We start from the raw sequence: 13357 nt of genomic DNA, 5'->3' as shown, positions 1-13357 counted from the left end.
TGCGGGTATCGCGTGCGGCGGGGGAGCGTCCCGGTCAGGCCGCGGCGGCGGCGAGTACCGCGGACGTCCGCGGGCCGACGCCCAGGGCCACGGCCTCCGACAGCTGCGCGGCGGTATCGACGTCGCGGCGGAGCGTCGAGTCGCGCTCGACGGCGAGGACGGTGCAGCCGAGGAGGCGGTGGCGACCGGCGGAGTCCTCACCGAACGCTGAGACCCACACCGCCCCCGCACGGGCGGTGACGAGGGTCGAGCCGGAGGCCTCGGCATCCGGAACCAGACCCCGCTCGACGGATGCCGCGAGCTCCAGCGCGAGGTCGAGATCGGCGGCGCGCAGGGCGGGGAGGTCGCCGAGCAGCGCGGCGCGCGGAGTGTCCTGGCCGGCCGCAGCGGCGCCCAGTGCGATGGCGGCGTCGAGGCCGCGGGTGTCGCCCTCGGGGATCACGTCGATGTTGCGCGCGCGACGCAGCTCCGCCCGAACACCCGCGTCGTCGGTGACGACGATGACCCGGGCGACAAGGGCGGCCGCGGCGGCCGCGGCGATGGTGTCGAGGGCGATGGCGCGCGCGAGGGCCTCGCGATCGGTCCCGACATCGCTCAAGCGCGACTTGCCCACGGCGGCAGGTTTGACCGGGATGATGATCGTCCATCCGGCAGCGTCAGGGGTGTTCATCGCTTCCATTGTGCGCCGAACCCGCGACATCGCCGGGTGGGCGCTCAGGCGAAGCGCGCGCGCAGGCGGGGCAGGATCTCTTCGCCGTACATGCGGAGGAACTCCTCCTGGTCGTGTCCGGGGTCGTGGAACACGAGGTGGCGGAAGCCCAGATCTACGTAGCGGGCGATGCGCTCGACGTGCTCGTCAGGGTCGGTCGAGACGATGAACCGCGATGCCACCCGCTCGATGGGAAGTTCGGCGGCGAGGCGCTGCATCTCGAGGGGGTCGTGCACGCTCATCTTCTCGTCGGCGCTGAGAGCGAGCGGTGCCCAGAAGCGGGTGTTCTCGAGAGCGGTGTCATGGTCGGGGTGGTACGACACCTTCACCTCCATGAGCGTGTCGACGTCGTCGCGCGTGCGCCCGGCCTTCGACAGGCCGTCGTCGAGCGCGGGGAGGAGCGTGTCGGTATAGAGGGAGGGATCCTTGCCGCTCGTGGTGATGTACCCCTCGGCGATGCGTCCGGCCAAGCGTGTGGCGGCGGGGCCGGAGGCTCCGATGTAGATCGGCACCTTCTGCGCGGGGCGGTCGTAGATGGTGGCATCCTTCACCGAGTAATAGGTGCCCTCGTAGGTGACCCGCTCGCCCGACCACAGCTCGTTGATGATCGTGATCGCCTCTTTGAGACGCTGGAAGCGCTCGGGCGGCTCGGGCCACTCGAGGCCGAGGGTGACCTCGTTGAGGGCCTCGCCGGTGCCGACGCCGAGCACCACCCGACCCGGGTACATCACGCCGAGGGTCGCGAACACCTGCGCAATCACCCCGGGGTGGTACCGGAACGTGGGGGTCAGCACGCTCGTGCCGATGATCACGCGCTCGGTCCGGGCGCCCAGGGCACCGAGCCAGGGGAGGGCGTTGGGGGCGTGCCCGCCGTCGTGCATCCAGGGCTGCAGGTGGTCGGAGAGGAAGACGGAGTCGAAGCCCATCTTTTCTGCCAGCACGCCGAAGTCGAGCAGCTCGTTCGGGCCGAACTGCTCGCTCGAGGCCTTGTATCCGAAACGCAAGGGAACGGTCATCGGTTTCTCCTAGGCATGGGGGTGGAGGGGTGGGGGGCTTCGACGGGCTCAGTCGCCACGGCGGTGGGTGCGGGCTCGAACTCCGACCCGTCCGCGCCCGCCAGTCGCTCGTGGAACGCCCGTACGGTGCCGGGCCACAGCAGGGTCAGTCGTCCTGAGCGGTCGTCGACGTACCAGTTGCGGCACCCGCCGGTCAGCCACGGGGTGGATGCCGCGGCCGCGGCGATCTCGTCGGTGTAGGCCGCCTCGGCCTCGGGCCGCACGCGCAGCACGGGTTCGGGGCGGCGGTCGCGCTCGCAGAGCGCGCGCACGACGTACGCGGACTGCTCCTCGGCCATGAGGACGGCGGAGTTGTGGCCGAGGCTCGCGTTCGGGCCGTTCAGGACGAACAGATTGGGGAAGCCGGCCACCACCGTCGAGCCGAACGACGTCATGCCCCGCGACCAGTGCGCGGCGAGCGTCGCGTCCTCACCGCGGACGAGGTCGGCGTAGGGCTGCTGCGTCGAGGCGAACCCGGTCGCAAGCACGAGGACGTCCGCGTCGTGGATGCGCCCGCTCGCGGCGGTCAGCGTCGAGCCGTCGATCGCGGCCAGAGCCGTGGGCTCGAGGGTCACGGCATCCGAGGCCACAGCCGGATAGAAGGCGTCCGACAGCAGCACGCGCTTGCAGCCGAAGGCGTAGTCGGGGGTGAGGGCTGCGCGCAGCTCCGGATCGGCGACCTGCGCGTGCAGGTGTTCGAGGGCCACGGCTCGAGCGGCGGCGGATGCCGCGGCGTCACCCGAGCGTGAGGCGAAACGCTGCTCGCCCTCGGCGTAGAGGTCGGCGCGCAGTCGGGCGAGTGCGCCCGGGTTCGCGGCGAGGTGCTCTCGGTCGGCGTCGGCGATGTCGCCGCCCCCACGGGGGACGATCCACGCGGGCGTGCGCTGGAACAGCGTCACGTGGGCGCCGCGACGGGCGAGCTCGGGCACGAGCTGCACGGCGCTGGCTCCGGTGCCGACGACCGCGACGCGCTGGCCGGTGAGATCGACGTCGTGGTCCCAGCGCGCGGTGTGGAAGATCGGGCCGTCGAAGGATTCCAGGCCCGGGACGCCGGGGACATGCGGCTCGGTGAGGCGTCCGCACGCCAGCACGAGCGAGCGGGCGACGACGGGCGCAGCCCCCGTGTCGATGCGCCAGACCGCGTCGTCGGCATCCCATTCGGCTCCGAGGAGGGGCGTTCGCAGCCGCAGCCGATCGCCGAGGCCCTCGCGGGCGGCGACGCCGCGGAGGTATGACTGGATCTCGCTGCCCGATGCGAAGGTGCGCGACCAGCCGGCGTTCGGGTGGGCCGCCAGGCTGTACAGGTGCGCGGGCACGTCGCACGCGACGCCCGGGTAGGTGTTGTCGCGCCAGGTGCCCCCGACGTCGTCGGCGCGTTCGAGAACGACGATGTCGTCGCGTCCGGCCCGGCGCAAGGCGCCGGACATGGCGAGTCCGGCGAAGCCGGCACCGACGATCGCAACGTCGATGATCCTCATGCCCGGGGCCCGCCGGCGGACGGGGGGAACCGGGTTCCCCCGCTGGTCACGACGTACGGGGTGGTGACCCGGTAGTCGGTGGTGCGCAGCCGGAACGGTCGCATCAGGCTGCGCGCGATGCGCTCGGCCGCGGCGACCGGAAGCTCCAGGCCCTGCTCGATGCCCGCGTCGGGAAGGACCCGCCCGTCGTACAGGGTGCCGCCGAGGTCGTCGCCGCCCGAGCGCAGCAGCACGCCGGCAGTCTCGCGTCCGACGCGCGTCCACGGGATCTGCACGTGCGAGATGCTGCCCGAGAGCATGAGCCGCGACACGGCGACCATTGCGCGGTGCTCGTCGATCGGCGCCCGACCCGCCACGAGGGGCACGTCGCCGCCGGGGAGGGGGATGGGCACGAACTCGGCGAAGCCGCGGGTGTCGGCCTGGATGTCGCGCAGGCGCCGCACGTGCGCGACGCGCTCCTCGGCGGTCTCGACGTGACCGTAGAACAGCACCGAGGTCGAGCGGAAGCCGGCGCGGTGGGCCGCCGTGATGGCCTCGACCCACCGGTCGACCTCGAGGTCGCCCGGGGCGACGAGGGCGCGCACACGCTCGCTGAGGACCTTCACACCCGTCCCCGGCACGGTGTCGACGCCCGCCTCGCGCATCGCCGCGAGAGCTCCGCCGAGCCCGAGGCCCCCGCGCTCGGCGAGATCGCGGACGTCGAGGGGGCGGTAGGCGTGCACGTGGATGCCGGGAGCCCCGCGCTTCACGGCCCGCACGAGGTCGAGATACCCGACGGGGTCTTCGTCACCGCGGAGCGCACCCTGGATGCAGATCTCGGTGGCGCCGAGCGCTGCGGCATCCGCGGCGATGGCGGTGGCGTCGTCGAGGTCGAACTCGCCCGGGGCGGTGCGGCCTGCGCGGCGGAATCCCGTCGAGGTGAGGTTGCGGTTCTGCACGAGCGTGATCGGCTCGCCGACGGTGTAGCGGCGCGCGTTGTCGGCGACGGCGGTGAGGTCGTCGAGCTCGGAGCCGGTGGCCCGCAGCAGGCGCACCCAGTCGGCGTCGTCGAGGGCGAGGGGGGCGGATGCCGCCTGTTCGGCGAGGCGCCGGACGCCGGGATCGGCGCCGGGTGCCGGGTCCGCTCCTGCGGAGGGGGGTCTCGCGGCGGTGCGCGCCGCGCGGTGAGCGGAGGAGTTTCCGGGAGCGGAGGATGCGGTGGGGGCGTGGGGTCCTCCCGTCGCGGGATCTCCTCCCGCCGCCGGGCTTGCTGCCGCGCCGGAACCCGTTCGCGGGGTGAGAGCTCCTCCGCCCGCGGGGTCTGCTCCCGCGCCGGCCCTCGCGGCAGGTTCTGCGCCCGCCGCGGGACCGCCGGCACCGATCGGTGTCACGTCGGCCGCGAGACCATCGGCATCCGCCAGGGCCCGCAGGGCGGTGTGCAGGGCCGGGTCGATCCACTGGTCGGCATCCCGGACGAACTCGGGATGCGCGGTCAGCCGCTCGCGCAGCACGAACCCGCTGGCGGCCGTGTGGACGGCGAGGTCGTCGATCTGCGGCCAGGGACGCTCCGGATTGACGTGGTCGGCGGTGAGGGGAGACACCCCGCCCCAGTCGTCGGCGCCGGCCTCGATCAGCAGGCTCAGCTCGCGCGGGTCGGACAGATTGGGCGGCACCTGGATACGCATGTCGGGGCCGAACACCAACCGCGCGACGGCGACCGCGGCGAGATAGTCGCGCATGTCGGCATCCGGTACGCCCTGCATGGCAGTGCGGGGCTTCGCGCGGAAGTTCTGCACGATCACCTCCTGCACGTGCCCGTGGCGGTCATCGAGGTCGCGAAGGGCGACGAGCGACTCGGCGCGGTCGCGCACCGTCTCACCGATGCCGACGAGGATGCCGGTGGTGAACGGGATGCCGGCGGCCCCGGCGTCGTCGATCACCTTCAGCCGCAGCGCGGGGTCTTTGTCGGGCGAGCCGAAGTGGACCTGGCCGGGCTCTTCGTACAGTCGCCTCGACGTCGTCTCGAGCATCATTCCCATCGACGGCGAGACCGGGCGGAGCGCGGCGAGCTCGTCGGGGTGCATCACCCCGGGGTTGGCATGTACGAGCATGCCCGTCTCGGCGGTGATGAGCCAGGCGATGAAGGCGACGTACTCGATGGTGGAGGCCCAGCCGTGCGCGTCGAGCCAGGCGCGCGCCTCGGGCCAGCGCTCCTCGGGGCGGTCGCCGAGGGTGAGCAGCGCCTCTTTGCAGCCGAGCGCCTGCCCCTGTCGGACGACGGCGAGCACCTGCTCGGGGTTCATGTACGCGGGCTTGCGCAGCAGGTCGAGCTGGCCGGGGGTGTCGACGAAGACGCAGTAGTGGCAGCGGTCGCGGCACAGGGTCGTGAGCGGCACGAACACCTTGCGCGAGTAGGTGATGACGCGCGGACGATCGGCGCGGGCGAGCCCGTCGTCGCGCAGGGAGGATGCCGCGGGAAGAAGCAGCTCAAGAGGAGCGAGGAGCAGCTCTTCGGTCTCATCGACGTCAGGTCGGTGGCCCGCCGCGACGCGCGACAAGAGGTCGTCGATCAAGGTGCCCCGGGCCGGTGCGACTCGCGGCGCAGCGCTGCCCGTACTCATCGCTCCAGGCTATCCCCCGCCCCCGACATCGGGGCCGGTGTCGGATCGTCCGGGTGTGGCGGCTCAGCCGAGAGCGTCGCGAGACCAGTCGATGTGACGAGCACGGGGCGCTTCGCGGAGATTCTCGCGTTCTCGGGGCGGCCCCTGTTCTCGCGCTTCGCCGTCCGCGGGGGTCGCCGGTGCCTCGCCCACCGTCGCAGACGATCGTTGCGCTCTCGTGAGGTGCGACGCCGGTGAGCACCCGCGCGCGCTGGCAGGATGGATGCCATGGTGACCCTGCTGCTCGATTCGACGCAGCTCGAGGTCGTGCTCTCGCCGACCGAGCGGGCGATGTCCTTCCGGAGATCGAACATCGTCGTCCCGCGTGAGCACATCGAGCGCGTGCAGCTCACCGACGACGCGTGGACGTGGTTGCGCGGCGTCCCCAACCCCGGGATCAACCTGCCCGTCGCCGTCGGCATGGGCACGTGGAAGTCGGCGGGCGGCAACGACTTCGTCGTCATCCGTGGGCGCAAGCCCAGCGTGGTGGTCGACCTCGCCGGGCACGACGAGTTCGAGCGACTCGTGCTCACCACCAAGCACGGCGTTGCGCTGCTCAAGGCGCTGCGGCTCGACGTGGCATCCGAACCCGAGAACGTCGCCGACATCGTCGCCTGACGCGCGCAGGCGGGCGACGGTTGACGCTCCCTGTGTTTCGGGCGGCGGTTTCTCCGTCATTCGCACGGGGTCAGCTCGGATGCCGGGGTGTCGGCTGAGGTGGTGCGAATCGCGGAGGTTGCGACGACGCCCCACCCCGCGGGTCGGCATGCGGTGAGGAGGCCCGCGCTCAGCTCGTGAACTGCACCACGGTGTCCCACGCGAGCTTCACGATCAGGATCGACAGCGTCACGAGGAACACGATCCGCACGAACCCGCTGCCCCGGCGCGTGGCCATGTGCGCTCCGATGAAGCCGCCGGTGATGTTCATCACGGCCATCGCCAGTCCCAGCACCAGCAGGATCTCGCCGTGCACGCCGTACACCGCGAGGGCGGCGAGGTTCGTGGTGAGGTTGGCGATCTTGGCGTTCGCGCTGGCCTGCAGGAAGCCGTAGCCGAGCACGCCGACGATGAGGATCACGAAGAACGACCCCGTGCCCGGACCCAGGATGCCGTCGTAGAACCCGACGAGCAGCCCGATCGCCGCCGCACGCCAGGCGATGGCGGACGTGCGGTCGTGGCGCGGGGTGTGCTCGAGGCCCATTGTGGGCTTGAACAGCGTGTAGAGCGCGACGGCGATCACCGCGACCAGCACGATCGGGGTGAGCACCTCGCGGGGAACGTAGCGCGAGAGGGCCGCGCCGACGGTCGACCCCGCGTAAGCCCCGGCGACGAGGGGGATCAGCAGCACGAGCTGCACGCGGACCCGGCGCAGATAGACCCAGCTGGCCGACAGCGTGCCGAAGAACGACGACAGCTTGTTCGTGCCGAGGATGAACGGCGTCGCCACGTCTTTCGGCACGGCGATGACGAGCGCGGGCAGTTGGATGAGCCCGCCGCCGCCGACGACCGCGTCGACCCAGCCAGCGACCCCCGCGGCCAGGAGCAGCAGGACCAGGGATGCCACCGACACCGGCAGCCACTCCGCGATCACCGGTCCATCGAGCACGGTTGATTCTCACCGCTGGGCGGTGAGCGACCAAATGACGGCCGGCGGGGCGGTCGCGCGCGGCGTGCGGGGGCCCGGACCCTTCGACACGCTCAGGGTCCTCGGCGTGCAGGGGGCCGAGCCTGTCGAAGCCGCCGGTGGGTGGGGCGGGTGGCTCAGTCGATGTCGCGACGCCAGGTCGTCAGCAGCCCGATGACGACGAGCACCACGGCGTACGCGAGCAGGACGAGCCCGCCCGCCCACCACTCCAGGGCGTCACCCCCGGCGCTGCCCATGGCGCCGAAGATCGTCTGTCCGACGAGGGCGTCGCTCGCGGCGCTCGGGAACCACTTCACGACGCCGGCGAAGCCCTCGACCAGGCCTCCGGCGGTGCGCACGATCGGCTCGATGAAGAGCGTGACGGCGAGCACGATCACGATCGCGGCGACCTGGTTGCGCACGACGGTGCCGACGCCGATGCCGACGAGGGCCCAGAGCGCGAAGGCGAGCAGCATCCGTCCGACCAGTTCCCACGTGTCGGCGGAGCCGAGTTCTGTGTCGATGCCGAAGATGCTCAGCACCCCGGCCCCGGCGGCGAGGGAGGCGGCCGACCCCAGGATGCCGTACAGCAGTCCCACCACGATGCCGACGACGAACTTGCCCACGAGTACCACTCCGCGGCGCGGGGTGGCGAGGAACGTCGGCGTCAGCGTCTTGTGGCGGAACTCCGTGGTGACCATCAGCGTGCCCACGAGGAGGGGGAAGACGTAGCCGACGGCCGTCGCCGAGCTGTAGACCAGAGCCGGGATGCCGTCGGTGGAGATCGCCGGACCGGTGGATCCCGTCAGCCGGCCGGAGGCCACCCCGCCGAACACCAGGGCGAGGACGCCGGAAGTGAAGGCGACGTAGGCGATGAGGACGATGCCGAGCACCCACCACCCGGCGGTGGTGAACTGCTTGGTGTACTCGGACCGGGTCGCGGCGACGAGGCTCATCGCGGTGCCTCCGTCTCGTCGGGGGCGGCTGAGGGCACGATGTCGATGACCCCCGTCGAGGCGACGGAGTACGAGGGGCGAAGGCCGTCCTCGGCCGCGGATCCGGCGGGGCGTGCCGACCGGGGCGGGGGTATCACCGCGACCAGGGCCGCGGAGGGACGAGCGTCGTCGCCGAGATCCTTGGATGCCGTCGACTCGGGCCCGACGATCGGCGCGGGTGCGAGAGCCTCGGCATCCGGAACCCGCCCGGCATCCGGAACGGGATCGTGAAGCGCGGCCGGTGCCGCCGCGGGGAGCCCCTCGGGCGTCGCGTCGGACACGGGAGCGGGCACCGCCCCGGCGCTCGCGTGCACGCGCACGCCGCTGACGAGTTCGAGGAAGATGTCCTCCAGGCTCGCGCCGCGGCTCTGCAGGTTCGACAGCGCGATGCCCGCTCCGGCGGCGAGGGCGCCGATCTCGACCGGTTCGTGGTGGCGGATCGTGAAGCCGTTGCGCAGCAGCTGATGGTCGATGCCGCGATCCTCCAGCAGGCGCGAGAGCGCGGCGCGGTCGGGGGAGTCCACGACGGTGGCGTACTCATCGGGATCGGCGAGGTCTTCGATGCCGCCCTGGAACACCAGGCGCCCGCGCGAGATGACCAGCAGCGCGTCGACGGTCTGCTGCACCTCGGCGAGCAGGTGCGAGGAGATGAGCACCGTGCGGCCCTCTTCGGCGAGGTGACGCAGGAGCGAGCGCATCCACCGGATGCCCTCGGGGTCGAGTCCGTTGGACGGCTCGTCGAGGACGAGGACGCCCGGGTCGCCCAGGAGAGCGGTCGCGAGTCCCAGGCGTTGACGCATGCCCAGGGAGAAACCGCCGACGCGCCGTCCCGCGGCGTCGGCGAGGCCCACCAGTCCCAGCACCTCGTCGATGCGGGTGGTCGGCAGCGACGCAGCGCGCGCGTACACCTTGAGGTGGTTCGCGGCCGAGCGACCGGGGTGGAAGCTGGATGCCTCGAGGGCGGCGCCCACTGTCTGCAGCGGCGACGCGAGGTCCGCGTAGCGCTTTCCGCCGATCGTCGCGGTGCCGGAGGTGGGGCGGACGAGCCCGAGCAGCATCCGCAGCGAGGTGGTCTTGCCCGCGCCGTTCGGGCCGAGGAAGCCCGTGACCTGCCCGGGTTCTATGCGGGCGGTCAGGCCGTCGACGGCAGAGATCGCCCCGAATCGCTTGGTGAGGCCGGCCAGTTCAAGCACCTGTCCGTCGGGCATGGGGCCCCTTTCCTTCGGCAGACGTTCCGCCCATCTTCCCCGATCCGGGGCGGAAAACGTATCCGCCCGAAGGCGGAGACGCGCCGGAGGGCGTGTGTAACGTGGCACCGTGCACGCAGAGCGAACCGAGAACGACAGCGTCCTGGTCGGCGGCCGCGGTGGCCTCGGCCACCTGACGCTCAACCGTCCGTCGGCGATCAACGCGCTCGACATCGACATGATCCGCACGTTGCACGTCACCCTCGACCGCTGGGAACGCGATACCGACGTCGACGTCATCCTGCTCGACGGGGCGGGCGATCGTGGATTCTGCGCGGGCGGCGACGTGCGGGCGCTGCACGGGATGGTCGTCGACGGTCGGACCGACGAGATCCACGCCTTCTTCCGCGAGGAGTACGCCCTCGACCACCGCATTGCGACGTCGAAGAAGCCGGTCGTCGCCATCGCCGACGGCGTGTGCATGGGCGGGGGCATCGGCCTGGCGGGTCACGCGGCGATCCGCATCGTGACCGAGCGCTCGCGTCTGGCCATGCCCGAGACGCGCATCGGCTTCACCCCGGACGTGGGCGGATCGTGGCTGCTGGGCCGTGCTCCCGGCCGACTCGGCGAGTACCTCGCCCTGACGGGCGGGACGATGGATGCCGCCGACGCGCTGTACGCCGGCTTCGCCGACCACATGGTTCCGACCGCGCACCTCGAGGCGCTGTACGAGGCGCTGGAGAATCGTGCCGACCCGTCGAGCCCCACCGAGCTGGTGCTGCTGTTCGACGAGACGCCGGAGCCCTCGCGCTTCGAGGACGCCCGGGAATGGATCGACGACGCATTCTCGGCCGTCGACGTTCCCGGCATCCTGGATCGTCTGCGCTCGCGCCCCGAGCCCGAAGCGCAGGAGGCGGCCGAGGTCCTGGCGATTTCGGCACCGACCGCGCTGGCCGTGACGCTCGAAGCGGTCCGGCGGGCGCGCGAGCTGCCGTCGCTCCGGGCCGCGCTCGCGCAGGAGTACGGTCTCGTGCTGTGGTTCGCGTCGACGCAGCCGGACCTCGTCGAGGGCATCCGCGCTCAGGTCGTCGACAAGGACCGCTCGCCCTCCTGGTCGCCGGCGCGCCTGGAGGATCTGCCCGCCGATCGGGTCGCCCAGGCATTCGCCTACGAGCCCACCCCCGCGTTGTGGTGACGAGCACATGACTTCGTCGCGGCGCCGCTGGTCGATCGGTCGAGCCCTCGACGGGTTCTTCTTCGTCTTCGCCGGTGTCGCCGCGATCTGGCTGGCTTACCTCAGCTTCACCCAGTCGTTCTCGCTCGGCTGGGGCGGTGTGCTCATGGCGGTCGCATTCTGGGCGCTGCTGGCCTATCTCGCGCTGCCGCGCCTGCACCGCATCCTCACGGCGATCTACGTTCCCGACTACTTCATGGGACGCACCCGCACCTCCGACGGCCTGCTCGGCGACCCGGTCAATCTCGCGCTGCAGGGTCCTCGCGAGAACATCGAGGCCGTGATGGCGGCGTCGGGGTGGATTCCTGCCGATCCGGTGAGCCTTCGTTCGTCGTGGCGCATCATCGTGTCGACCCTCCGCCGCCGCAGCTACCCGCGCGCCCCCGTGAGCCCGCTGTACCTCTTCGGACGGATGCAGGATCTCGCCTACCAACAGGAGGTGGCAGGTTCTCCCGCCCAGCGTCACCACGTGCGACTGTGGAAGTGTCCCGACGGCTGGCTGCTGCCCGGGGGACGCCGGGTCGATTGGCTCGCCGCGGGCACGTTCGACCGGGCGGTGGGGCTGTCGCTGTTCACCCTCCAGGTAACGCACCGCATCGACGCCGACACCGACATCGAACGCGACCACATCGTCGCCAGCGTCCGGGCGGTGTCCGGCGTCGAGGTCGACGTCATCCGCGACTTCGCCACGGGCTACCACTCGCGAAACGGCGGGGGCGACAGCATCAGCACGGACGGCGACCTGCCGATCATCGACGTGAGCGCGGTGCGTCTTCCCGCACGCACGGGGGTGTCAGCGTCGTGAGCGGAGAGCGGCTTCCCGAGAAGCGCGCGGCGTTCGAGCCGCCCTTGGACCCGACGGCGGCGGATCCGGCGATGCGTCGGCCGGTCTCCATCGTCACCGGAAGCGTGCTCGTGCTGCTGCGCGCGGCGGCGGGGGCGTTGTGGGCGGCAGGTGTGGCGTTCTCCCTCCCGCCGTGGCTGCGCGAGATCGCGGGCGCGGCGAGCGGGAACGCGGACGAGCCGCTCGATCTGAGCGTGTCCGACCTGGGCGTGGGTACGGCGGCCTTTCTCGGCGTGGTCGCCGTCATCTGCGCGGTGCAGGTGGTGTTCGGCATCCGGATCTTCTTCGGGGGCAATCTCGCGCGGGTGCTGGTGATGGTGATCTCGGTGGCGTCGATCAGCGCCAGTTTCGTGGGGTGGTGGGAGTACGGGCAGGTGATCACCGTGCGGACGACCCTGATCACGCTGAGCCTGGACATCCTCGTGCTGCTCGCCCTGTCGAGCCGGGATTCGGCAGCGTACGCCCGGCGGAGGGAAGGGCGGAGGGGGCGCGGGAGACGTCGGCGGAGTCGTCGAGGGGATGCCGCGGGAGCGGCGTGAGAGCACGCGCGCCCGCATGGTCGGGCCGCGCACAGCCGCGGCGGGTTAGCCTGAGAGGCGCCGCGCGCCCGGGCGGCAGAACGGATGACGCACGTGTTCGACAGCCCCATGTCGTCTTCGGCATACGAGGTGCTCCGCGTCGCGGCCGACGTCGACGACGAGGGTCTGCGCCGCGCCTACCGCGTGCGCCTGCGCGAGACGCACCCCGACACCGGCGGCGACGCCGCCCTGTTCGTGCAGGTGCAGCGCGCGTGGGAGCTCGTCGGGACGCCCGATGCCCGCAGCGCCTACGACCGGGGTCGCGGAACGACCACCGGTGAATGGGGCGGCGCGTCACCGGCATCCGCCCCCTCTCGTCCCGCCGACACCCGTCCGCGCGCGCGGGCGTACGGTCAGCCCGGCGGGTGGCGTCGCGAGCGCTACCTCGGGCTGATCCGCGAGTGGGTCGGGCGCGGCGTCGACATCGCCGACCCGTACGATCCCGCGCTGGTGCGCTCGGCGCCGCCGGAGATCCGGCACATCCTCGCCGACGCGCTCGCCGAGGAGGAGACCGCGCGACTCGTGTCCGAGCTCGGCATGGGCTACACGGTGTGGCACGACGTGTTCGCCGACCGCGACGGACGCGACCCCGAGCAGAAGCTGGACCACCTCGTGCTCGGCCCCAGTGGGCTCTACGCCCTGCTCAGCGAGGACTTCGGCGGCCCGGTCGGGGTGCGTCGAGGTGAGATCACGGGACCGAACGTCATCGGCTCGCCCGTGACCGAGCTGGTGTCGCGCGCTCGCGTGATCGCCCGTGCCGCGGGTGTGCGCTTCAGCGGGGCGATGGTCGTGCTGCCCGACGACGACGTGCTCGACGCCGTCACCGAGCTCGGCAAGGTGCGCGGTACCCCCGTCGCGCTGGTCACCCGCAGCGCGCTGACCACGCTGCTGCGTCGCGGCATCCCGGGGGCGCGCGAGGTCGGCGGAACCGAGCTGTTCGACATCCGCACGCGACTGCAGCAGCGGGTGCGGCACGTCTGACGGTTCCCGCGCCGAGGCATCGGTGCTTATGGT

12 protein-coding genes are annotated in these 13357 nt (G+C 71.9%); 5 read left to right on the top strand and 7 right to left on the bottom strand.

All coding sequences use genetic code 11. The annotated features are described in order from the left end of the window. Nucleotides 1–34: 34 nt before the first annotated feature. From cofC to cofG, 4 genes are read right to left on the bottom strand one after another with little or no spacing between them, the layout of a single operon-like run. A complete protein-coding gene (gene cofC / locus MT347_RS11700) occupies nucleotides 35–670 on the bottom strand; it encodes a 2-phospho-L-lactate guanylyltransferase (protein WP_243501334.1) in 636 nt (211 codons plus the stop codon). A gap of 44 nt (nucleotides 671–714) precedes the next feature. Beyond that, nucleotides 715–1725 (bottom strand): glucose-6-phosphate dehydrogenase (coenzyme-F420), encoded by a 1011-nt coding sequence (gene fgd / locus MT347_RS11695; RefSeq protein WP_243501332.1) that lies wholly within the window; start codon nucleotides 1723–1725, stop codon nucleotides 715–717. Further along, nucleotides 1722–3242, bottom strand: a complete 1521-nt coding sequence (locus MT347_RS11690) for an NAD(P)/FAD-dependent oxidoreductase (protein WP_243501330.1) — start codon at nucleotides 3240–3242, stop codon at nucleotides 1722–1724. Before MT347_RS11690 ends, fgd begins: the two co-directional genes overlap by 4 nt. Further along, nucleotides 3239–5842: a 7,8-didemethyl-8-hydroxy-5-deazariboflavin synthase CofG gene (gene cofG / locus MT347_RS11685; protein WP_243501327.1), complete on the bottom strand. Its 2604-nt coding sequence runs from the start codon at nucleotides 5840–5842 to the stop codon at nucleotides 3239–3241. Before cofG ends, MT347_RS11690 begins: the two co-directional genes overlap by 4 nt. Before the next feature lie 258 nt (nucleotides 5843–6100). Here cofG and MT347_RS11680 point away from each other — a divergent pair, with 258 nt between their 5' ends. After that, nucleotides 6101–6499: a hypothetical protein gene (locus MT347_RS11680; protein ID WP_243501325.1), complete on the top strand. Its 399-nt coding sequence runs from the start codon at nucleotides 6101–6103 to the stop codon at nucleotides 6497–6499. Nucleotides 6500–6668: 169 nt separating this feature from the next. Here the strand turns inward: MT347_RS11680 and MT347_RS11675 are convergent, their stop codons facing one another. The 3 genes from MT347_RS11675 to MT347_RS11665 all read right to left on the bottom strand — a co-directional run bounded on the left by MT347_RS11675 (nucleotide 6669) and on the right by MT347_RS11665 (nucleotide 9708). Continuing rightward, a complete protein-coding gene (locus MT347_RS11675; protein ID WP_243501323.1) occupies nucleotides 6669–7487 on the bottom strand; it encodes a TSUP family transporter in 819 nt (272 codons plus the stop codon). A gap of 155 nt (nucleotides 7488–7642) precedes the next feature. Beyond that, complete coding sequence (locus tag MT347_RS11670) at nucleotides 7643–8461, bottom strand: ABC transporter permease (RefSeq protein WP_243501321.1); 819 nt, start codon at nucleotides 8459–8461, stop codon at nucleotides 7643–7645. Next, the gene (locus tag MT347_RS11665) at nucleotides 8458–9708 is read right to left on the bottom strand and encodes an ABC transporter ATP-binding protein (protein ID WP_243501319.1); all 1251 of its coding nucleotides are present in this window, start codon (nucleotides 9706–9708) and stop codon (nucleotides 8458–8460) included. The genes MT347_RS11670 and MT347_RS11665 overlap by 4 nt, the downstream gene beginning before the upstream one ends. Before the next feature lie 109 nt (nucleotides 9709–9817). Here MT347_RS11665 and MT347_RS11660 point away from each other — a divergent pair, with 109 nt between their 5' ends. The 4 genes from MT347_RS11660 (at nucleotide 9818) to MT347_RS11645 (ending at nucleotide 13324) form a co-directional block, all read left to right on the top strand. Continuing rightward, nucleotides 9818–10882: an enoyl-CoA hydratase/isomerase family protein gene (locus MT347_RS11660; protein ID WP_243501318.1), complete on the top strand. Its 1065-nt coding sequence runs from the start codon at nucleotides 9818–9820 to the stop codon at nucleotides 10880–10882. 7 nt (nucleotides 10883–10889) lie between these two features. Continuing rightward, the gene (locus tag MT347_RS11655; RefSeq protein WP_243501315.1) at nucleotides 10890–11726 is read left to right on the top strand and encodes an LssY C-terminal domain-containing protein; all 837 of its coding nucleotides are present in this window, start codon (nucleotides 10890–10892) and stop codon (nucleotides 11724–11726) included. Further along, a complete protein-coding gene (locus MT347_RS11650) occupies nucleotides 11723–12304 on the top strand; it encodes a hypothetical protein (RefSeq protein WP_243501314.1) in 582 nt (193 codons plus the stop codon). Before MT347_RS11655 ends, MT347_RS11650 begins: the two co-directional genes overlap by 4 nt. Before the next feature lie 93 nt (nucleotides 12305–12397). Beyond that, nucleotides 12398–13324: a DnaJ domain-containing protein gene (locus MT347_RS11645; protein WP_243501464.1), complete on the top strand. Its 927-nt coding sequence runs from the start codon at nucleotides 12398–12400 to the stop codon at nucleotides 13322–13324. The last annotated feature ends 33 nt before the right edge of the window (nucleotides 13325–13357 follow it).

It is taken from the genome of Microbacterium sp. VKM Ac-2923, assembly GCF_022815605.1.
Classification (GTDB): domain Bacteria; phylum Actinomycetota; class Actinomycetes; order Actinomycetales; family Microbacteriaceae; genus Microbacterium.
This window is presented reverse-complemented; position numbering and strand designations above follow the sequence as displayed.

Bases quoted from the DNA above. Each gene is read 5' to 3' on its own strand.
- cofC (WP_243501334.1), bottom strand. From the start codon at position 670: ATGAACACCCCTGACGCTGCCGGATGGACGATCATCATCCCGGTCAAA.
- fgd (WP_243501332.1), bottom strand. From the start codon at position 1,725: ATGACCGTTCCCTTGCGTTTCGGATACAAGGCCTCGAGCGAGCAGTTC.
- MT347_RS11690 (WP_243501330.1), bottom strand. From the start codon at position 3,242: ATGAGGATCATCGACGTTGCGATCGTCGGTGCCGGCTTCGCCGGACTC.
- cofG (WP_243501327.1), bottom strand. From the start codon at position 5,842: ATGAGTACGGGCAGCGCTGCGCCGCGAGTCGCACCGGCCCGGGGCACC.
- MT347_RS11680 (WP_243501325.1), top strand. From the start codon at position 6,101: ATGGATGCCATGGTGACCCTGCTGCTCGATTCGACGCAGCTCGAGGTC.
- MT347_RS11670 (WP_243501321.1), bottom strand. From the start codon at position 8,461: ATGAGCCTCGTCGCCGCGACCCGGTCCGAGTACACCAAGCAGTTCACC.
- MT347_RS11665 (WP_243501319.1), bottom strand. From the start codon at position 9,708: ATGCCCGACGGACAGGTGCTTGAACTGGCCGGCCTCACCAAGCGATTC.
- MT347_RS11655 (WP_243501315.1), top strand. From the start codon at position 10,890: ATGACTTCGTCGCGGCGCCGCTGGTCGATCGGTCGAGCCCTCGACGGG.